Genomic DNA, 18,856 nt, shown 5'->3' with positions numbered 1-18,856 from the left:
GTATTCTGGAACCGATTTTATTTTTTCTTCTTTTACCACAAAGGTAAAAGCGGGGTCAGTATGTAATACTTATAATATGATACATAAAAATCCCGATAAACATCGGGATTTTTTTATACCATGAATTTTGGAAGGCTTTATGAAGACAGTACCAAACATAATTGATAAAAAAGAATATAGTTATAAAAGCAGTAAGCCTTCTAAACAAAGTAACGTGATAGATACTATCGTAGCTATACAGGGAATTAAAGGATCTTACCATCATCAGGTAGCTCAAGCATACTTCGGAGAAGAGGTAATGGTTGATGAATGCCTGTCTTTTCAGGAATTGGTAAAGAGCCTGGAATCCGGTAAAAGTACAGATGCAGTCATGGCGATTGAGAACTCCATTGCTGGTTCCATCATACCTAATTATGCTTATATTGACGAACATAACCTAGAGATTGTAGGCGAATATTTTCTACCAATCCACCATTGTTTGATGGCTCTCGGCAATCAGAAAATTGCTGATATCAAAGAGGTATATTCCCACCCTATGGCACTATTGCAATGTAAAGACTTTTTTAACCATTACGATCATATCAAACTGGTAGAAGATGTGGATACGGCAGAAGTCGCAAAACGAATACAAGAAAAGCAATTAAGAAATATAGCCGCTGTAGCTGGTGCAGGTGCAGCCGGAATCTATGGCCTTTCCATTTTGGCTGAAGAAATTCAGACTATTAAGTCAAATGCCACCCGTTTTTTTATTTTAAAAGGAAAAAACGCAAAAAAAATTCCTAAGTCAGAAGTAAATAAAGCTTCTATAAAATTTTATACGGATCATAAACGCGGTAGTCTGGCATCTGTACTTAATGTGATGAGTGATTGTAATTTAAATTTAACTAAAATTCAATCCCTGCCCATTATCGATGAACCCTGGCGCTATTCTTTTTTTATAGATACCACCTTTGATTCTTACGAAGGGTTTAGCAAAGCAATGTCTATTCTCAATATTATGGCGTACGACGTAAAAATTTTAGGAGAATATAAAAATCAAAACGGATGAGTGTACAAACCGCTAAAAGATTAGAAACCGTCCAGGAATATTATTTCTCTAGAAAATTACGGGAGGTGCGAGAACTGGCTGCTTCCGGTAAATCGATTATCAATATGGCGATCGGTAGCCCGGACTTAGAACCACCCGTGCAGGTAATTAAAGAAATCCAGCAGGCTGCTACCATGCCTGGCGCACATAAATACCAGAGTTACCAGGGATTACCGGAACTTAGAGAAGCATTTGCTACTTTTTACCAGGAGAGATATGAAGTCTCTTTAAATCCTGTAAATGAGATTTTGCCTTTAATAGGTTCCAAAGAGGGAATTATGCATATCTCTATGGCATATCTTAATGAAGGAGACCAGGTGTTAATCCCGAATCCCGGATATCCGACCTATGCAGCTATCACTAATCTTGTAGGGGCTTCACCGCTTTTTTATGATCTAAAAGCAGAAAATAACTGGTACCCGGATTTTAAAACCTTAGAAAAGCAAGATTTATCCGGAGTGAAGTTAATGTGGGTAAATTATCCCAATATGCCCACCGGAGCTCCGGCTTCTAAAGGATTGTTTCAGCAATTAATTGACTTTGCTACTAAGCATCATATATTATTAGTTCATGACAATCCATACAGTTTTGTATTAAACGAACAGCCTTTAAGCATATTAAGTATTCCCGACGCAAAAAAGGTAGCTCTTGAACTAAACTCCTTAAGTAAAACCTTTAATATGGCTGGATGGAGAGTAGGGATGTTAGCCGGAAGTGCTGATAAAATTGAAGCAGTACTTAAGGTAAAAAGTAATATGGATAGCGGTATGTTTTACGGTTTGCAAAAAGGAGCAATTGTTGCGTTACAAAGTTCAGCTTCCTGGTACAATAAGATAAATACTATCTATCAGGAGCGTAGAAACTATATATGGAACCTCGCGGATCAACTCAATTGCAGCTATGATAAAAATGCTACGGGGATGTTTGTTTGGGCTAAATTACCCGGAAATAATGCGGATGATGTTTCTTTCATCGACAACATCTTGTACAGAAATGATGTATTTATTACCCCGGGTTCCATTTTTGGAAGTAATGGAAAAGGATATATTCGGTTTTCTTTATGTGTTTCTAAAGAAAAAATAGCAGAAGCAATAGAACGCTTGCAACATCATAAAGTTAGTTTATGAAAGTTTATATAATCGGAATAGGTTTGATAGGCGGCTCCTTTGCTATTGATATAAAGTCAGCATTCAAAGAGTCAGAAATCTTTGGTATTGATCAGAACAATTCTCATTTGCAACAAGCTTTAGAACTGGGAATTATTGATCATAAAGCTATTCTTGAAGATATTAATAAAGCCGAAGTGGTCATTATAACCATTCCGGTCAATAGTACCTTAACCATTCTACCTAGAGTATTGGATTTGGTTCCGGATGACTGCCTGGTTATTGACGCAGGTTCGACCAAGCAAAAATTATGTGCTAAAGTAAATGATCATAAAAAGCGTCGAAATTATTTAGCAGCACATCCTATAGCCGGAACAGAATTTTCCGGGCCTAAAGCGGCGATAGCAAATCTGTATAGAAATAAGACTAATATCATATGCGAAGTAGAAAAAACAGCATTTAAGTTACAGGAAAAAGGATTGGAAATCTTTTCTAAATTAGGGATGCGAATTCGATATATGGATCCGGCTTCTCACGATAAGCATATTGCCTACGTTTCTCACCTATCACATATAAGTTCATTTATGTTAGGGAAGACGGTAATTGAAAAGGAAAAGAATGAAAAAGATATCTTTGATATGGCAGGAAGCGGTTTTGCCTCAACCGTTCGGTTGGCAAAAAGTTCGCCGGCGATGTGGACACCTATTTTTGAACATAATAAAGAAAATGTGTTGGAAACTTTAAAAGAATATATTTCAAACCTATCCTGGTTTCAGAAGTTACTGGAAGAAGACGATTTTGAAAAAGTATATGCTGAAATGGAAGCAGCGAATAGAATTAAATCGATTTTAAACGGAATTGATAGATAAAAAACGAAAATATAAAACTTAGGATAATCAATAAAAATGGAAAATAAGAAAGAACTAAGAACCTGGCTGGATACCTATAACCTCGATCATCCGCTGGTAATAGCAGGACCTTGTAGTGCAGAAACCGAAGATCAGGTAGTCACTATTGCACATCAGTTAAAAGATACGGACGCCACCGTATTAAGAGCAGGAATCTGGAAACCCAGAACCCGCCCGGGAAACTTTGAAGGAGTAGGAGCTTTAGGATTAAAATGGTTACAACGAGCAAAAGAAGAAACAGGTCTAAAAATCGCTACTGAAGTTGCAAATCCGCATCACGTGGAATTAGCATTAAAACACGGAGTGGATGTATTGTGGATTGGAGCCAGGAGTACCGTTTCTCCATTTATCGTTCAGGATATCGCCGAAGCTTGTCGAGGTATTGATAACCCGGTACTTATTAAAAACCCAATCAATCCGGATTTATCCCTATGGTTAGGTGCGGTAGAGCGTTTTTATACTTGTGATGTAAAAAATCTGGGCGTTATACACAGAGGTTTTTCTACCTATGAAAAAACAAAATATAGAAATATACCGGAATGGCAAATACCGATAGACTTGCAAAACCGTTTTCCGGACTTGCCTTTAATCTTAGACCCGTCTCATATTGCCGGAAACCGGGAATTGATATTTGATTTATCTCAAACTGCATTAGACCTTAATTTTGACGGATTGATTGTAGAAACTCATTATGATCCGGATAATGCCTGGAGTGATGCTAAACAGCAAATTACCCCGGAGCGATTGGTGCAAATCATGAAAGATTTGAAAATCCGTAAAGAAGTCGGAGAGGATGAAGCTTATCAAAGTGCTTTAACTGAATCACGAGCAAAAATTGATATTGCTGATAATCAGCTATTAGAAGTTTTAGCAAAACGTATGCGAATTTCGGATGAGATTGGTAAAATCAAAGCCAGTCAAAATGTGGCTATTTTGCAATCCAAGCGATGGAACGAGATTTTAGGCAGGATGATCCTGGAAGGAGAAGAAAATGGATTAAGCGAAGAATTTATTTTAAGGATTTATAAAGCTATCCATCAGGAATCTATCAACCATCAGAAGAGTGTAAGTGTAGCTAAAGCTTAATAAGAAAAAAAAGACGTAAAAAGCCGTTTCAAATTTTATTGAAACGGCTTTTTTAGTCTGAGCAACCTCTATTAAGAGTTTTTAGTATAACTTAATCTTCGGGATGCTTTTCTCATTAAAATATTAATAAGGTCATCAGGGGTACTTCCAAGGCTTCCTCTAACTTTTTTATTATAATTCCATAGTAAAACACCATCTGCTGCGTTGTGAACACTCATATTAATTACAGCATTATTAGTGCTTCCCCAGAATCCTATTAATAAGCCTAAAGCAACAGAAGCTCCTTCAGACATAGGTTTATCAGTTCTGTAATCGCCAGTTATCACGGCATCTACTTCTAATATATTAGCTATCTCCTGAGGGGTATATTCTTTTAAAGAATTATAGTCAATGCTTTTCTTTGATAAGAGTGCCATAGTTGTTTTAGGAGGTTGAATTTCAAGATTTTGAAGTTTTCCTCTTTTTTTTCTTTTTAAAAACCAAGAATACATAGCTTGTTGGATGGAAGCAGCTTCTCCTCGTTCCAGATCTTTCAACTGTTCAGGAGTCATACTTTTCATTTGTTTAGGTCGCAACTTTACCGTAGTAGAAAATGGTAAAATTGCAATAATTTTATGATCTTTAGCAATCTGATCAAAGTCAGGATTTTCATAAAGACTTGTTTGGGCAATAATAGAGGTAAAAATTCCAAAATAAAATGTAACGAGTAGTAATATTCTCTTCATAAGTAAGTAATTATTTAAATGAAGGGCAAAGATAAAAATAATTATTAAAAAAATGTTAAAAAATTGAAATTCCGTATATGATAGGTACCGTGTATAAATCTACTGGTAGTTGGTACCTGGTAAAAGGAGAAGACCATATGCTGTATGAATGCCGGATTAAAGGTAAATTTCGGCTTCAAGGTATTAAAAGTACTAACCCGGTGGCGGTAGGTGATAAGGTGGTTTTTGAATTAGAAACAGAAAGCGATAAAGTAACCGGGGTAATTTCTGAAATTAAAGACCGTAAAAACTATATTATCCGTAAATCGGTAAATTTATCCAAGCAGACCCATATCATCGCTGCTAATATTGATATTTGTTTTTTAGTAATTACCTTAAATAACCCTCCTACCTTTGCTTCTTTTATTGATCGGTTTCTGGTAACTGCAGAAGCTTATGATATCAAAACCGTGTTGCTTTTTAATAAAATAGATACGTATACTTCAGAAGAAATGAATACCATTACAGATTTAATTAAGTTATACGAGAACATCGGATATACCTGTTTACAGATTTCGGCAAAACATAAAGTAGGTATTGATCAGGTAATTGCACTAATGGAAGGAAAAGTTTGTATGTTTTCCGGGCATAGCGGAGTAGGAAAATCAACTTTAGTAAATACCCTGGCTCCTGAACTATCTATAAAAACAGCCGAGATAAGCAATCAGCATCAGCAAGGACAGCATACTACTACGTTTGCAGAGATGTATGACCTGTCATTTAACGCGCGGATTATTGATACTCCCGGAATTAAAGGTTTTGGGGTAGTGGATATGGAAAAAGAAGAAATCGGAGACTATTTTCCGGAATTTTTTGCCCTTAAATCGACTTGTAAGTTTAATAATTGCCTGCATGTAAACGAACCTAAGTGTGCGGTAAAAGATGCGTTAAAAAATGGTCAGGTAGCAGCATCCCGTTATAAAAGTTACCTGCAAATTCTGGATGGAGAGGAAGATACGTACCGAAAAAACAATTATGAAATAGAATAAAACTTTCTCCTAGTATAAAGTTTTATAATTACAATTTACATCTATGAGATTACACTTTATAGCTATAGGAGGTAGTGCAATGCACAACCTCGCCATTGCTTTACATTTAAAGGGAGATCAGGTTACCGGAAGCGATGATACCATATTTGAACCTTCAAAATCCAGGTTGGAGCGTTATCATTTATTACCCCAAGAATTCGGATGGTTTGAAAGTAAGATTACGGGTGATATAGATGCCGTTATTCTGGGAATGCATGCCAAAGCAAACAATCCGGAATTAGTAAAAGCGCAACAGTTAGGCCTTACCATCTATTCGTACCCGGAATTTTTATACGAGCAGTCGAAGAACAAAACCCGAGTGGTCATCGGTGGGTCTCATGGAAAAACCAGTATTACCAGCATGATCCTTCATGTACTACAATATCATCATAAAGATGTGGACTATATGGTAGGGGCACAACTGGAAGGTTTTGAAGTAATGGTAAAGTTGACCGAGGAAAATGATTTTATGATCCTGGAAGGAGATGAATATCTATCTTCTCCGATTGACCGCAGACCTAAATTTCATCTTTACCAACCTAATATAGCTTTGATTAGCGGTATAGCCTGGGATCATATCAATGTTTTTCCAACTTTTGATAATTATGTAGAACAATTTAAAATCTTTGGGGAATCTATAGTTAACGGAGGTGCTTTAGTATATAATGAAGAAGATCCCGTGGTTAAAAATATGGTAGAAGTCTTAGAAAAACCTATTCGTAAATTCCCATATCAAACTCATAAATATCGTATAGAAAACGGAACTACTCTTCTAGAAACACCAGATGGGCCTATGCCTATTGAGATTTTTGGCAAACATAATTTAAATAACCTTTCGGGGGCTCAATGGATTTGTCAGCATATGGGAATTAATGAAGATGAATTCTATGAAGCCATCAGTAGTTTTAAAGGTGCTTCCAAACGCCTGGAAAAAATTGCAGAAAATGAACATTCCATTGCTTTTAAAGATTTTGCCCATAGTCCTTCAAAAGTAAAAGCAACCACTCAGGCGGTAAAAGAACAGTTTAAGGATAAAACCTTACTTGCTTGTTTGGAACTTCATACCTATAGTAGTTTAACCCCTCAATTTTTAAAAGAATATCGTGGGGCTTTAGATGCTGCGGATAAAGCGGTAGTTTTTTATTCTCCGGAAGCGGTTAAGATTAAACAGTTAGATGCCATCGCAGAAGATGATATTAGAAAAGCTTTTCAAAAAGAAGATTTATCAGTTTATACAGACCCTTTTTTGTTTAAGACCTATGTCAGTACAAATGCATACCACAACTGCGTATTGCTCCTAATGAGTAGTGGTAATTACGGAGGATTGAATTTTAATGAAATTGAAAAATGGTTAAGGTAAAACAGTTGTTATAGTAAGGTTAATAAATTATTTATTATGAATACTATAGTTTTAACTAAAATATATTAGGTTTATGTCAATTTATTAACTAGTTTGTTGAGATAACATAAATTATTTTAATATGAAAACTCTAAAACTAGTAACCATGACTATGATAGTCATGGGATTATTTCACTCTTGTCAAGAAGAGGAAGTAGGAAATGAAACTGTAGCTGAAAATGCAGAAACTTTAAAGGCGGTTGAACAAAAATTTGCGGATTTAGGTGTAAACCCCTCCAGTGGAATTGAAGCTATCACTTTGGACAGAGGAAATGGTAAATCTGAAAGTGGTTGGTTAGCAGGAGATATATTTTTATCTACAGATGATTTTAAGAATATGCCGGTACTCCCCCTAGAAAGTGACCCAAATTCAGAAAAAGTGGTACGAACTAATAATCTAGTACGAATTCCTGCCAGAGGACAGCGTGTCCTTAGGATTAATTTTCAACGAGGAGGACCGCTTAATTTACCACCTGTTTATCAAGAAGGACTACGTAGAGCAGTACAAAATTTTAACCAATTAAACCTTGGTTTTAGAATGCAGCTTTTTACTGGGCCAGGTAATGCTGATATTAATATCATATATAATCCGTCTGGTCTAGCAGGAGCGCGAGGTGCGGCTGCTATATCGTCATTTCCTAGAAGCGGAAATCCAGGTGCATTTATTAATTTTGGGCCAGATGTCGGATTTAGAACTGCGCGAAATTTAGAAAGATTAATGACCCATGAACTAGGACATGCCGTAGGATTAAGGCATTCAGATTGGAGATTAAGACAAGGTTGTCCGCGTCCATTTAATGTACCGGAAAGGCCTGGATTCCTTGGGGCAATTGCTGTTCCTGGTACTAACGGTTCCGGACGTGTACTAAACGCGGTTATGAGGGCTTGCGGTGATTCTAGATTTACTCCTATTAATTTTACGGATGATGAGCGAAGAGGTCTGAGAAGGATTTATCGTGGGAGATAAATAAGGTTTTAAACAATTTATTTAAATAATAAGGGGTATTCTTAAAACAGAATAACCCCTTATTTTTTGATCCTAGTTTACGAATTGCGCAATATGATTTAAACCCCGAATTGTCTAAAATGATGATCCAGGTGCTTGTATTGCATTTTACCCCATTGTTCAGGAGTAAATTTTCCAAATACCGGATGCGGTTTAAAAGAATCCTGATCTTTCATACTGTAAAAATCAGCTATTTTTTCAGCTAACTTGGTACTTTCCGTTTTAAAATCTTTCTCTGAAGTTACTTTTAAAGAGGGAGCGGTAGGTAAATTCTTCGGCCATAGCCGATCATTATACAATGATTTTTTAAAGAGTAATCTTGCAATAAAGTTTGGTTTTAATTTACTATGCTTATCGCTGGTAGCAATTTCTAAGGGGAGCTGGCAATGGAACAACATTTGTCCTACACTCATCTTTCCCCATTTTGCTTGAGAACCCGAATGTAAATTTGCTAAGCGGTTTTGTATTGTATCTTTGGTAGTAGTATCAAATAAAGTTTCCATAAGATATTACATTTATGAAATCAAAAATACAACAATTTCAAAGTTTAACCGGAATTAACTTGGTCAAGACAATAGTATTTCATTCAAAATATCGCCTTGAACCTAATATGGTTACTTTATATTAAAGAGTAGTATGGTAGGTAACAACTACTTTTTATCCTACCTTTTCAAACACCATACTTAAAATTCCGTTTAAGTCATTATTACTACTGATATTAATAGGAGTACCTAAATTAAACATTAGGGCTCTATCACCAATTTTTCCTTTTAGAAAGTATTGAAAAGTCTCACCGGTTTGAAATTTATATCCGGTAAACTGAGAGCCGAAAGAGGTTAAGGTCACTTCGGTTTTAGTTTTTGCACTTTCTCCGTATGCACTTATCGTAGCATCAAAGACAGCAGACAGCATATCTTCACTATAATAATCCCACTTAATGGAGGTGCCATCGCATGCTTGTAGTTCATATTCTGATAAAGCCTCACATCCTCTAGGAACTTGTATGTGATTTCCTACTAAGTCTAAAAAGCCAATCCGCTTTTGATCTTGTCCATAAAAATACATTGAAAAAAGTAAAAGTGCACAGGTAAGAATACTTTTCATAAATAGTGTTTTTATAAGTTAATTAGTTGTAAATATTAATTTGGGTTTGACAAATATAGTAAAACTTTCATTTTCAAACAAATATAAATTAAATTCAGAGATGGGTTAAGGATTTTCCTAATACCATTTGATTTAGTGAAAATAATAAAATATTGGTTTTGAGTAAAATAGTTTGTAATTATGCAAACCGGTTACGGGAAATAATTAGAAGTAGTAATGGAAAATAACACTAAAAAAGTATCTTTCTCAATAAGAGAGTGGAATGAAAATGATCGACCAAGAGAAAAATTATTGGTTAAAGGTAAAAATGCTTTAACAGATGCTGAGCTTGTCGCTATTTTAATCGGCTCGGGTTCAAAAACAGAAAGTGCGGTAAGTTTAAGTCAGCGTATTCTATTATCAGTAGATAATAAATTACATCAGTTAGGAAAGCTATCAGTAAAACAATTAACCGGTTTTAGAGGCATCGGAGAAGCAAAAGCAATAACTATTGTTGCAGGCCTTGAACTAGGTAGAAGAAGAAATAACGATCATAGTGAGGTGGTTGAAAAGATATCTAGTAGTAAAGACGCTTATCGTATTATGCAACCTTTAATTGCAGACTTAGAACATGAGGAGTTTTGGATTCTCTATTTAAATAATAGCCATAAAGTACTGAAGAAGAAACAAATTAGTATAGGTGGTAAAACCGGTACCCTGGTAGATCCTAAAGTTGTTTTTAAAGCAGCTCTGGAATTTGACGCTACGGCCATCCTGCTAGCACACAACCATCCCAGCGGATCTCTAAAACCCAGTCAGTCTGATCAGGAGCTTACCAAGCGTATAAAAGCAGCGGGGCAACATCTGGATATTAAACTACTGGATCACTTGATAGTTACTGAAAAAACGTATTTTAGCTTTGCAGATGGTCAACTCTTATAAGCTTTCGGTTTTTTATACTTTATGATCCTGGTTCATACTCAAAAAATAACTCCTCGCATTTTATATACTTTTAAGCATATTTGTAAGAGAATGCTAGGTATACCTGTTAGTTTTACCTCCAGGATTGAAGAGTTTATAGCTTTTGAAGGGGCAAAGTTTTCTTATGGAAAGCATCCTTTAGGTAAAGAATTATATTTTCAAAGTATCCCTTTATTGTTTGACCGGGGATTTAATGAGATTGAAGTTGACGTAAAGGATTGGGATCATATAAAAGGTATCTTTCCGGTAGTTCATAAAGACGCTGCGGTACCTTTTGATATTTTTGCCGGCACCTTTTATTTATTATCCAGGTATGAGGAGTACTTTCCGCATAGAAAAGATGCTTACGGTCGATTTATAGCTGAAGAAAGTCTCGCCTACACTTACCATTTTTTGGAAATACCCATTGTAGATTTTTGGGTGCAAAAATTTAAAGAAATTCTAAAAGAATATTTTCCAAAGCTTCAGTTTCATCACAACCGATTTTCAATCAAACCCAGCATTATAGTTTCGCAAACTTTTGCTTATGCTCAAAAAGGAATAATCAGGACCTTAGGCGGGGTGGGAAAAGATTTATTTAAAGGTCGGATTCGTAATATCTTAAGCAGGTTCCAGGTGTTATTAAATTTAAAAGAAGATCCTTATGATACTTTTAATTTTCTGATAGAACTTCAAAAAATAAAGAAAAAACAAGCAACGATTTTTTTTAGTTTGGGAGATTATTCAAATTATGAAAAGAACATTTTGTTTAATAATGAAAAACATAAAAATTTAATCAAACACGTTTCGGACTATCTTCAGGTAGGTTCTAAAGTTTCTATGGATGCGATTACCGAACTTGCTCTTATAAAAAAAGAAAAACGTCGTCTGGAAAGTATTATTCACCGCCCGGTTCAGGAAGTGATTTGTTCTTATTTTAAAATCAATTTACCGGATGTTTATCGGATGTTTATCGAGTTAGAAGTTTTTGAAGATTTTTCCATGGGTTATGCAAAACATATGGGTTTTAGGGCAGGTACCTGTACGCCTTTTTTATTTTACGATTTGGATTATGAAATACAGACTCCTTTAAAGATTTATCCGTTTTCACTAACACCCAAAAATTTTAAGGGTGAAGTAACGAGTAAAGACATCATGGCTAAAATAGATACCATGGTTCATCATATAAAATCCGTAGAAGGAACCTTTATCCCAGTTTTGTCAAATGGGTTATTAAACGGACAAAACCCTAATCGGGATTGGAAACAAATTGCAACCTATATCTGGAACCTCAATGAATAATATAAAACATATCTTTTTTGATCTGGATCATACCTTATGGGATTTTGACCGTAATTCTAAACTGGCTTTTAAAACATTATTTGAAAAATATAGGATTACCTTATACATAGAAGATTTCCTGGAAGCTTACAAACCTATCAATTTACGTTATTGGAAATTGTATAGAGAAGGAAAAATAACGCAACCCGCATTAAGAAGGGGAAGGCTTCAAGATACTTTTACAGCTTGTCAATACTTTGTAAAGGCTGAACTTATAGAACAATTATCGGAGGGATATATTAAATATTTACCTAAAAACAATTTCTTGATCACAGGGGCAGCTGAACTGCTTTCTCACCTGCACCCTAGTTATAGTCTACATATTATTACTAACGGATTTCGTGAAATTCAACATAAAAAATTAAAGGGTTCAAAAATTGAACATTATTTTACTTCTATTACCAATAGTGAAGATGCGGGAGTAAAAAAGCCTAATCCGAAAATCTTTGAGTACGCCTTGCATCAAGCAGAGGCTACTGTGGAGCAAAGCCTGATGATTGGTGATAATTATGAAGCGGATATTCTAGGGGCAAGAGACTATGGTTTGCAAACCCTATTTTTTAACTATCATCAGATTGAAGTTTCTCCTGTTGAGAACACAGTTTCTGATTTGTTATTGATTAAAAATCAACTATAAAAATAAAATTTAGTATCTTCTCGTTATATATAGCATAGCTGAATTACTATTTTATGGTATGGAAGATGTACATGATGTGGCTATGCTGATAGATATAACTTTATGATTAGGAAAAGAATCTTATTTAAAACTGTTGTTTTTGTAATAGTACTTAGTATCTGTTCCTGTGTAAAAAATGTAGACTTTGAGCAATCAGAAGATTTTGCTTTTAAACCGGTATTAGAACTTGACTTTATCTTTAGTAATTTTGACACTGAAGAATTTATCCCGGAAAATGTACCACCTAATGTAGATTTTTTCATCAACCAGCCTTTACAGGATACTATCAATTATGACCTTACCAGTTCGGAATTTGCGATTAATAATTTGGAGCGAATCGAATTTACTTTTGAAATAAGTAATCAGATTGAACGGGACTTTGAGCTTCAATTTCAATTTTTGGACGATGATAATCAACCGCTGGGACAATCCTATAGAATACCCATACGCTCCGGAAATGGTGAAGATCAGGAACCTGTCTTGTCATTTTCCGTACCTGACCCTATAGTACTAACTAAAGCCGATTTGGAACAGTTGCAAGATGCTAATAAAGTAGCTTCTGAACTCTTTGTGCCAGAACTTAATTCTGATCTAAGGGGAAAACTAAATCTACGATCTAAAGCTACTTATTTTATCAATACAGAAGATAGATGAAAATTTATCTTTATTTCTATATTGGGTTGACCGGATTATTATGCTTTGGCCAGAATAAAGAACTTCTATATAATTTTACGGATATTCCGCAAAGTTTGCTGCAAAATCCGGGTTCAAAAGTTACCTTTAATAAACATGCCGGAATTCCGTTGTTTTCTCAGATTCATGCGAATGCTGGTACTACGGAAATAACATTATCAGACTTATTTGCGGATAATTCTATTCTTTTTAATGATAAAGTAAGGAATGCATTAAATATTGCAAACCGAAACGATTTTATTACGACTACGCAACAATTGGAATTAGGATTTATAGGATGGCGTCCTACTAATAAGCGTACTGATAATTTATATATTTCTGCAGGTGCCTACCTCGAACTTGACTTAATTACCTATATACCTAAAGATATTGCAACCTTTTTTATTGAAGGAAACCGGGGTTTTGTAAACCAGGCTTTTAAATTATCTGATCTTAGTCTTACCGCAGAATTATTAGCAGTATATCATGTAGGAATCTCTAAAAATGTAAGTAACCGTTTAAGCGTAGGGGCAAGAGGTAAATTATATTCCAGTATTTTTAGCATACGAAGTACAAATAATAGGGGTACTTTTACGACCATAGATACTCCTGATGGTAATAATTTCTTTTCACATCAATTACGAAATGTAGATGTAACTATTAAGACAGCGGGCTACGCTACGGTTGCCGAGTTTGGTGAGGATGGAACGTTGGACAATAATGTCAGGGATCTGGCAAAATTATTTTTAAAGCGATCATTATTTGGAGGTAACTTAGGTATTGGCTTGGATTTAGGGGCTACCTATAAGTTAGATACTCAATGGACTTTAACCGGAAGCTTGCTCGACCTAGGACTTATCTATTATACTAAGGATACGGAAAATTATAAGGCAAAAGGGAATTATACATTTATTGGGTTTGAAGCGCCTATAAATCCTTTAAGAGGTCAAAATGTGTTAGAAGAGTTAGAAGAAGCAGTACCTATTGACACTTTAAGTCAAAAATATATTAGTCTGCGTCCGTTGAAACTAAATACTTCCCTGTCCTATGCATTTAATCGGAAAAATACAGAGTGTTATTCGTGTAAAAGGGGAGAGGAAGTTTTATATAAAGATGAAGTCGGGATACAACTATTTTCTCAATTTCGCCCAAGAAGGCCCATATTTGCGGCTTCTTTATTCTATTCAAAAAGAATTTCCAATCTTTTTCATCTAAAGGGAACTTATACGGTAGATGATTATTCTTTCTCTAACCTAGGTTTATTATTTTCAATGAATCTATTCGGTTTTAATTTTTATCTGGCTGGAAACCATCTGTTAGAATATCGTAATTTAGCTAATGCTAATGCAGCATCCGTACAGGTAGGCTTTAATATTATCCTTTAATTATTTAAAAATGCGTTTTTTTCTGTTTTTTCTGTTTTTTACTTTATGTTGCACTACTACTTTTTCGCAGAAAAAGGTAAATACCTATAAATACGTATTAGTTCCGGAAAGCTATGAATTTACCAAAGGAAAAGATGCTTATCAGTTAAATTCGCTGACTCAGTTTTTATTTGAGAAATATGGTTTTACGGCTTTTGTAATTGGTTCGCAACTACCGGATGATCTTAAGGATGATAAATGTAATGCTTTATCAGCGGATGTTACAAAACAACCGGGAATGTTCGTGACTAAGTTGGTAATCAGTTTGAAAGATTGTTTCGGAACAGTTATTTTTACTTCAGGACCAGGAAAAAGTAGGGAAAAAGAATTTAAAAAAGCATATCAGGAAGCACTTCGCAATGCATTTAAAGATATTGAAAAGCTTAATTATTCCTATCAACCGGTTTCTAACAAAGAAAAGGCGGAAGTGGTCACGGTGCCATCAATACCACAATCGTCTGAAAATCTAAGTATTTCTAAGAAAGACATAGAAAATAAGAAGCCTAAAGAAAGCGCAAATTTAAGCTTAAACAAAACAGTTCAAGCTACTCAAAATTCGGTTGCTTCAGATAATAAAGAAATATTAAAAAAGGACTCCGAAGAACATGCGGAGTCAGATACTAACGAAGCGATTGCTCTCAAAAAAGAAGTGGTTGAAAATAAGTACAATTCAAAGAAACTTAACTTTATCTTACGTGACTTTCAATTTCAACTACAGCCTACACCTTCCGGATATATTTTTATTCAAATACTCGATTCAGAAAAAAAGCAATTAGGAACTTTGGTAAAGTCTAGTCGTGATACTACCTACCTGGTAAATGCCGGGGATTATAGTGGTGTTGCCTATTTTGATGCTTTTGGTAACTTAATATTAGAAAGGGTCAATCCGGCAACTAATCAATTAATTAAAGATACCTTTGCCCGTCAGTAATTCTGTAGTTTACTAGCCATTAGCTACTAGCCATTAGCTACTAGCCAAAAGCCACTAGTCACTAGCTAAAAGCCAAAAGTTATTTAAGTTTTTGTTATTAGTTACTTGCGAATTTTATCGTTTTGTAATTTTATAATTTGAGGAGCGGTCTAGCGTCTAGGTTTTAAAAAATCTGACATTTCAAATCTAACCCATCTTAGTTTATCACTTTATATCATCGATTAATCCTTCATAATTCTGAATTTATTATTTAATACCCATATTTATCCTTCCAACGTGTTTTTAAAAATTCCCGTAACGCATTTTCACGGGTGTTCTTACCAGGTTCGTAGAAAGTAGTGTTTTGTAGTTCATCCGGTAAAAATTCATGGGCTACAAAATTATGAGTAAAATCGTGAGCATATTGATACTCATCCCCATATCCTAATTCTTTCATAAGTTTAGTAGGAGCATTGCGCAAGGATAAGGGCACGGCAAGATCACCAGTTTGTTTTACCGTTTGTTGCGCCTTATTAATCGCTACATAAGAAGCATTACTTTTTGCCGAAGTTGCCAGGTAAACCGCACATTGACTTAGAATAATTCGAGCTTCCGGATATCCTACGGTAGTTGCGGCCTGAAAAGTATTAGTTGCCATGATCAATGCAGTAGGATTTGCATTTCCAATATCTTCTGAAGCGGAGATGATCATTCGCCGGGCAATAAAAGTTAAAGATTCACCCCCTTCAATCATTCTTGCTAGCCAATATACCGCAGCATTAGGGTCACTACCTCTGATCGATTTAATAAAAGCCGAAATAATGTCATAATGTTGCTCTCCCGTTTTATCATAGCGAACTGTTTTCTGCTGGATGAGTTGTTCTACTAATTCATTCGTAATAGTAATGGTATCTTCAGGATCCTGACTATTCACTACTAATTCAAAGATATTTAAAAGTTTTCTCGCATCACCACCACTTAGTTTAAAGAGAGCTTCGGACTCTTTAATGTCAATAGTAAGTGTTTTAAGTAATTCATCTTCTGTTACTGCTCTTTTCAACAATTGTTCGAGATGATTTTTACTAAAAGGCTCCAGAATATACACCTGACAACGGGATAGTAGGGCGGGTATCACTTCAAAACTTGGATTCTCCGTAGTAGCGCCAATTAAAGTAACCCAACCCTTTTCTACGGCACCTAGCAACGAATCTTGTTGAGATTTACTAAACCTGTGTATTTCGTCAATAAATAAAATAGGGTTTTTAACAGTAAAAAGCCCACCACTTTGTTTCGCTTTTTCAATGACTTCCCGAACCTCTTTTACTCCGCTATTAATAGCACTTAAGGTATAAAAAGGTCTTCCGGATTCTTTGGCTATAATGGTAGCCAGGGTAGTTTTACCAACGCCTGGAGGTCCCCATAAAATTAAAGAAGGAATAATTCCTCTTTTTACCTGTTGCGTCAGCGAACCTTTGGGACCCACCAGATGCTCCTGGCTTAGATAAGCTTCCAAGGTTTTAGGTCGAATTCGTTCCGCAAGAGGAGTTGTCATAGGGCAAAAGTAGTTGAATTTTGGAAATAATAGTAAATTTCAGGTTTCCGGAGTCTCAGCTCTCATAATAAAATTTTAGTTTATAAAGTGAGAAGAAATTAATAAGTACTTTTTATTTTATTGATTTTGTATGAATTAAATTAAATAAGTAGTTTTACAAAATGCTTTCTGAGAAACAAAAAGATATCATAATTAAAATCTTAAAGCCTTATCAGCCTAGATATATCGGAGTGTTTGGTTCTTTTGCTAGAAATGAAGAAAGTAGTGAAAGTGATATTGATTTATTATATGATTTCAACAAGCCTATTTCTTTATTTGCATTAACTGATATTAACGAGAAATTAATGGAGAGGTTGAATAAAAAGGTGGATTTTATCGCTAAAAGTGCGCTACATCCTGGAATAGAGCGATCCATATTGAAGGATTTGATTACCATTTATGGAACTTAACAAAAATGTTTATCGGCTTAAGCATATGGTAGAATGTATAGATAAAATTTTGTCAATTAGTAGCGAGATTTCTATTAAAGAATTTAAAGCAGATTGGATAAAACAAGATGCTATTATTAGAAATTTGGAAATTATAGGGGAAGCTGCAAATGCTATTGATATACACTTTAAAGAGAGTTATGATCAAATCCCCTGGAAGCAGATTAAAGGCATGAGAAATATTTAAATACATGAATATTTCAAAGTAGATCTGGAGGCAGTTTGGCAAACTACTATAGAAGATCTTCCATTTTTACGTAAACAGGTTGTTATATTAATGGAAAATAATAATTAATATAATTTGTAATAGTTATCCAAAACTAGATAGCGTATCTATATAATTTTATATGTAGTAAACCCTTATTTACAGGTATTATCATACTAAGAAGAGTACTATATGGAAGAGGGGTGAGGTAATTCGAACCCCGGACTTCGAGAGTACTTTGACAAACTCAGTGTATCACTTCAGTCCTCGAGTATAGTTATATGAAAAAGAATGCTACATGGAAGGGTGAAGTTCTCGAACCAATGAAACCGGACTTCGAGAGCCTCAGTCCTCGAGTATAGTTATATGAAAAAAAAGTACTACATAGAAGGGTGAGGCCACTCGAACCAATGTAACCGGACTTCGAAAGTACCTCGACAAACTCAGTGTATCACCTCAGCCCTTGGGTACAGTTATATGAAAAAGAAGTACTACAAAGAGGGGGTGAGGTTCTCGAACCCCAGTCCTCAAGTATAGTTATATGAAAAAAAGTACTACATAGAAGGGTGAGGCCACTCGAACCAATGTAACCGGACTTCGAAAGTACCTCGACAAACTCAGTGTATCACCTCAGCCCTTGGGTACAGTTATATGAAAAAGAAGTACTACAAAGAGGGGGTGAGGTTCTCGAACCCCAGTCCTCAAGTATAGTTATATGAAAAAAAGTACTACATAGAAGGGTGAGGCCACTCGAACCCTGGTAATTTATACATAGTTTTTATAAATTTGTATTACGATGAAAGGCTATATGTACATATTAGAGTGTAGTGATGGTTCTTACTATACAGGAAGTACTAAATACTTAGAAAGAAGGTTAGAGCAACATCAAAACGGGGAAGGAGCCAGACATACTAAAAGTAGATTACCCGTTAAACTATTATATTACGAGTTGTACAACCGAATTGACACTGCTTTTTATAGAGAAAAACAGGTACAAGGTTGGAGTAGAGCTAAAAAAGAAGCATTAATAAATGGAAATCTCGAAGCACTACCCGGTTTAGCCAAAGCATATAGAGATAGGAAAGACAATACGTAAGCGGACTTCGAGAGCATTTCGATAATTTCAATGTTCACCTCTGTCCTCGTAAGTAGGTTATTTAA

19 protein-coding genes and 1 pseudogene are annotated in these 18,856 nt (G+C 35.2%); 16 read left to right on the top strand and 4 right to left on the bottom strand.

Annotated elements, in window-relative coordinates; translation table 11 throughout:
• Positions 1–217: 217 nt before the first annotated feature.
• The 4 genes from NBT05_RS00515 to NBT05_RS00500 are packed head-to-tail and all read left to right on the top strand — an operon-like array spanning position 218 to position 4,187.
• Positions 218–1,048, top strand: coding sequence for a prephenate dehydratase (locus NBT05_RS00515; RefSeq protein WP_265773186.1), 831 nt, complete (start codon positions 218–220; stop codon positions 1,046–1,048).
• Positions 1,045–2,214: a pyridoxal phosphate-dependent aminotransferase gene (locus tag NBT05_RS00510; RefSeq protein WP_265771462.1), complete on the top strand. Its 1,170-nt coding sequence runs from the start codon at positions 1,045–1,047 to the stop codon at positions 2,212–2,214. The genes NBT05_RS00515 and NBT05_RS00510 overlap by 4 nt, the downstream gene beginning before the upstream one ends.
• Entirely contained in the window at positions 2,211–3,062 is an 852-nt protein-coding gene (locus tag NBT05_RS00505) for a prephenate dehydrogenase (RefSeq protein ID WP_265771461.1), read from the top strand. The genes NBT05_RS00510 and NBT05_RS00505 overlap by 4 nt, the downstream gene beginning before the upstream one ends.
• A gap of 36 nt (positions 3,063–3,098) precedes the next feature.
• Positions 3,099–4,187: a bifunctional 3-deoxy-7-phosphoheptulonate synthase/chorismate mutase type II gene (locus NBT05_RS00500; protein ID WP_265771460.1), complete on the top strand. Its 1,089-nt coding sequence runs from the start codon at positions 3,099–3,101 to the stop codon at positions 4,185–4,187.
• Between the two features lie 71 nt (positions 4,188–4,258).
• On the opposite strand, the gene NBT05_RS00495 is transcribed toward NBT05_RS00500, so the two are convergent.
• Positions 4,259–4,912: a hypothetical protein gene (locus NBT05_RS00495; RefSeq protein WP_265771459.1), complete on the bottom strand. Its 654-nt coding sequence runs from the start codon at positions 4,910–4,912 to the stop codon at positions 4,259–4,261.
• Between the two features lie 77 nt (positions 4,913–4,989).
• Between NBT05_RS00495 and rsgA the strand changes: the two genes are divergently transcribed.
• The 3 genes from rsgA to NBT05_RS00480 all read left to right on the top strand — a co-directional run bounded on the left by rsgA (position 4,990) and on the right by NBT05_RS00480 (position 8,345).
• On the top strand, positions 4,990–5,940 hold the full coding sequence (gene rsgA / locus NBT05_RS00490; protein ID WP_265771458.1) for a ribosome small subunit-dependent GTPase A: 951 nt from the start codon (positions 4,990–4,992) through the stop codon (positions 5,938–5,940).
• 43 nt (positions 5,941–5,983) lie between these two features.
• Positions 5,984–7,339, top strand: a complete 1,356-nt coding sequence (locus NBT05_RS00485; protein WP_265771457.1) for a UDP-N-acetylmuramate--L-alanine ligase — start codon at positions 5,984–5,986, stop codon at positions 7,337–7,339.
• Between the two features lie 121 nt (positions 7,340–7,460).
• Positions 7,461–8,345, top strand: a complete 885-nt coding sequence (locus NBT05_RS00480; RefSeq protein ID WP_265771456.1) for a M57 family metalloprotease — start codon at positions 7,461–7,463, stop codon at positions 8,343–8,345.
• Between the two features lie 98 nt (positions 8,346–8,443).
• Here NBT05_RS00480 and NBT05_RS00475 read toward each other — a convergent pair whose 3' ends face one another.
• Positions 8,444–8,887 (bottom strand): DUF1569 domain-containing protein, encoded by a 444-nt coding sequence (locus NBT05_RS00475; RefSeq protein WP_265771454.1) that lies wholly within the window; start codon positions 8,885–8,887, stop codon positions 8,444–8,446.
• 154 nt (positions 8,888–9,041) lie between these two features.
• Positions 9,042–9,488 carry a hypothetical protein gene (locus NBT05_RS00470; protein ID WP_265771453.1) on the bottom strand — a complete coding sequence of 149 codons (447 nt, stop codon included), beginning with the start codon at positions 9,486–9,488 and terminating at the stop codon, positions 9,042–9,044.
• A gap of 216 nt (positions 9,489–9,704) precedes the next feature.
• Between NBT05_RS00470 and radC the strand changes: the two genes are divergently transcribed.
• The 6 genes from radC (at position 9,705) to NBT05_RS00440 (ending at position 15,471) form a co-directional block, all read left to right on the top strand.
• A complete protein-coding gene (gene radC / locus NBT05_RS00465; protein WP_265771452.1) occupies positions 9,705–10,409 on the top strand; it encodes a RadC family protein in 705 nt (234 codons plus the stop codon).
• 90 nt (positions 10,410–10,499) lie between these two features.
• A complete protein-coding gene (locus NBT05_RS00460; protein WP_265771450.1) occupies positions 10,500–11,729 on the top strand; it encodes a DUF7033 domain-containing protein in 1,230 nt (409 codons plus the stop codon).
• Positions 11,722–12,405, top strand: coding sequence for a YjjG family noncanonical pyrimidine nucleotidase (locus NBT05_RS00455; RefSeq protein ID WP_265771449.1), 684 nt, complete (start codon positions 11,722–11,724; stop codon positions 12,403–12,405). The genes NBT05_RS00460 and NBT05_RS00455 overlap by 8 nt, the downstream gene beginning before the upstream one ends.
• Positions 12,406–12,507: 102 nt before the next feature.
• Complete coding sequence (locus NBT05_RS00450) at positions 12,508–13,098, top strand: hypothetical protein (RefSeq protein WP_265771448.1); 591 nt, start codon at positions 12,508–12,510, stop codon at positions 13,096–13,098.
• Positions 13,095–14,501 (top strand): DUF5723 family protein, encoded by a 1,407-nt coding sequence (locus NBT05_RS00445; RefSeq protein WP_265771446.1) that lies wholly within the window; start codon positions 13,095–13,097, stop codon positions 14,499–14,501. Before NBT05_RS00450 ends, NBT05_RS00445 begins: the two co-directional genes overlap by 4 nt.
• Before the next feature lie 10 nt (positions 14,502–14,511).
• The gene (locus NBT05_RS00440; RefSeq protein ID WP_265771445.1) at positions 14,512–15,471 is read left to right on the top strand and encodes a hypothetical protein; all 960 of its coding nucleotides are present in this window, start codon (positions 14,512–14,514) and stop codon (positions 15,469–15,471) included.
• Between the two features lie 250 nt (positions 15,472–15,721).
• Here the strand turns inward: NBT05_RS00440 and NBT05_RS00435 are convergent, their stop codons facing one another.
• Positions 15,722–17,002: a replication-associated recombination protein A gene (locus NBT05_RS00435; RefSeq protein WP_265771444.1), complete on the bottom strand. Its 1,281-nt coding sequence runs from the start codon at positions 17,000–17,002 to the stop codon at positions 15,722–15,724.
• Between the two features lie 161 nt (positions 17,003–17,163).
• Between NBT05_RS00435 and NBT05_RS00430 the strand changes: the two genes are divergently transcribed.
• The 3 genes and pseudogenes from NBT05_RS00430 (at position 17,164) to NBT05_RS00420 (ending at position 18,791) form a co-directional block, all read left to right on the top strand.
• Positions 17,164–17,451 (top strand): nucleotidyltransferase family protein, encoded by a 288-nt coding sequence (locus NBT05_RS00430; protein WP_265771442.1) that lies wholly within the window; start codon positions 17,164–17,166, stop codon positions 17,449–17,451.
• Positions 17,441–17,785 (top strand): annotated as a pseudogene (locus tag NBT05_RS18375) (DUF86 domain-containing protein). Before NBT05_RS00430 ends, NBT05_RS18375 begins: the two are co-directional and overlap by 11 nt.
• A gap of 718 nt (positions 17,786–18,503) precedes the next feature.
• Entirely contained in the window at positions 18,504–18,791 is a 288-nt protein-coding gene (locus NBT05_RS00420; protein WP_265771440.1) for a GIY-YIG nuclease family protein, read from the top strand.
• The last annotated feature ends 65 nt before the right edge of the window (positions 18,792–18,856 follow it).

The organism is Aquimarina sp. ERC-38 (assembly GCF_026222555.1).
In the GTDB taxonomy this organism is placed as follows: domain Bacteria; phylum Bacteroidota; class Bacteroidia; order Flavobacteriales; family Flavobacteriaceae; genus Aquimarina.
This window is presented reverse-complemented; position numbering and strand designations above follow the sequence as displayed.

Excerpts from the sequence above, each read along its gene's own strand:
- NBT05_RS00510 (WP_265771462.1), top strand. The coding sequence starts at position 1,045 with ATGAGTGTACAAACCGCTAAAAGATTAGAAACCGTCCAGGAATATTAT.
- NBT05_RS00505 (WP_265771461.1), top strand. The coding sequence starts at position 2,211 with ATGAAAGTTTATATAATCGGAATAGGTTTGATAGGCGGCTCCTTTGCT.
- NBT05_RS00500 (WP_265771460.1), top strand. The coding sequence starts at position 3,099 with ATGGAAAATAAGAAAGAACTAAGAACCTGGCTGGATACCTATAACCTC.
- NBT05_RS00495 (WP_265771459.1), bottom strand. The coding sequence starts at position 4,912 with ATGAAGAGAATATTACTACTCGTTACATTTTATTTTGGAATTTTTACC.
- rsgA (WP_265771458.1), top strand. The coding sequence starts at position 4,990 with ATGATAGGTACCGTGTATAAATCTACTGGTAGTTGGTACCTGGTAAAA.
- NBT05_RS00485 (WP_265771457.1), top strand. The coding sequence starts at position 5,984 with ATGAGATTACACTTTATAGCTATAGGAGGTAGTGCAATGCACAACCTC.
- NBT05_RS00480 (WP_265771456.1), top strand. The coding sequence starts at position 7,461 with ATGAAAACTCTAAAACTAGTAACCATGACTATGATAGTCATGGGATTA.
- NBT05_RS00475 (WP_265771454.1), bottom strand. The coding sequence starts at position 8,887 with ATGGAAACTTTATTTGATACTACTACCAAAGATACAATACAAAACCGC.
- NBT05_RS00470 (WP_265771453.1), bottom strand. The coding sequence starts at position 9,488 with ATGAAAAGTATTCTTACCTGTGCACTTTTACTTTTTTCAATGTATTTT.
- radC (WP_265771452.1), top strand. The coding sequence starts at position 9,705 with ATGGAAAATAACACTAAAAAAGTATCTTTCTCAATAAGAGAGTGGAAT.
- NBT05_RS00460 (WP_265771450.1), top strand. The coding sequence starts at position 10,500 with ATGCTAGGTATACCTGTTAGTTTTACCTCCAGGATTGAAGAGTTTATA.
- NBT05_RS00455 (WP_265771449.1), top strand. The coding sequence starts at position 11,722 with ATGAATAATATAAAACATATCTTTTTTGATCTGGATCATACCTTATGG.
- NBT05_RS00450 (WP_265771448.1), top strand. The coding sequence starts at position 12,508 with ATGATTAGGAAAAGAATCTTATTTAAAACTGTTGTTTTTGTAATAGTA.
- NBT05_RS00445 (WP_265771446.1), top strand. The coding sequence starts at position 13,095 with ATGAAAATTTATCTTTATTTCTATATTGGGTTGACCGGATTATTATGC.
- NBT05_RS00440 (WP_265771445.1), top strand. The coding sequence starts at position 14,512 with ATGCGTTTTTTTCTGTTTTTTCTGTTTTTTACTTTATGTTGCACTACT.
- NBT05_RS00435 (WP_265771444.1), bottom strand. The coding sequence starts at position 17,002 with ATGACAACTCCTCTTGCGGAACGAATTCGACCTAAAACCTTGGAAGCT.
- NBT05_RS00430 (WP_265771442.1), top strand. The coding sequence starts at position 17,164 with ATGCTTTCTGAGAAACAAAAAGATATCATAATTAAAATCTTAAAGCCT.
- NBT05_RS00420 (WP_265771440.1), top strand. The coding sequence starts at position 18,504 with ATGTACATATTAGAGTGTAGTGATGGTTCTTACTATACAGGAAGTACT.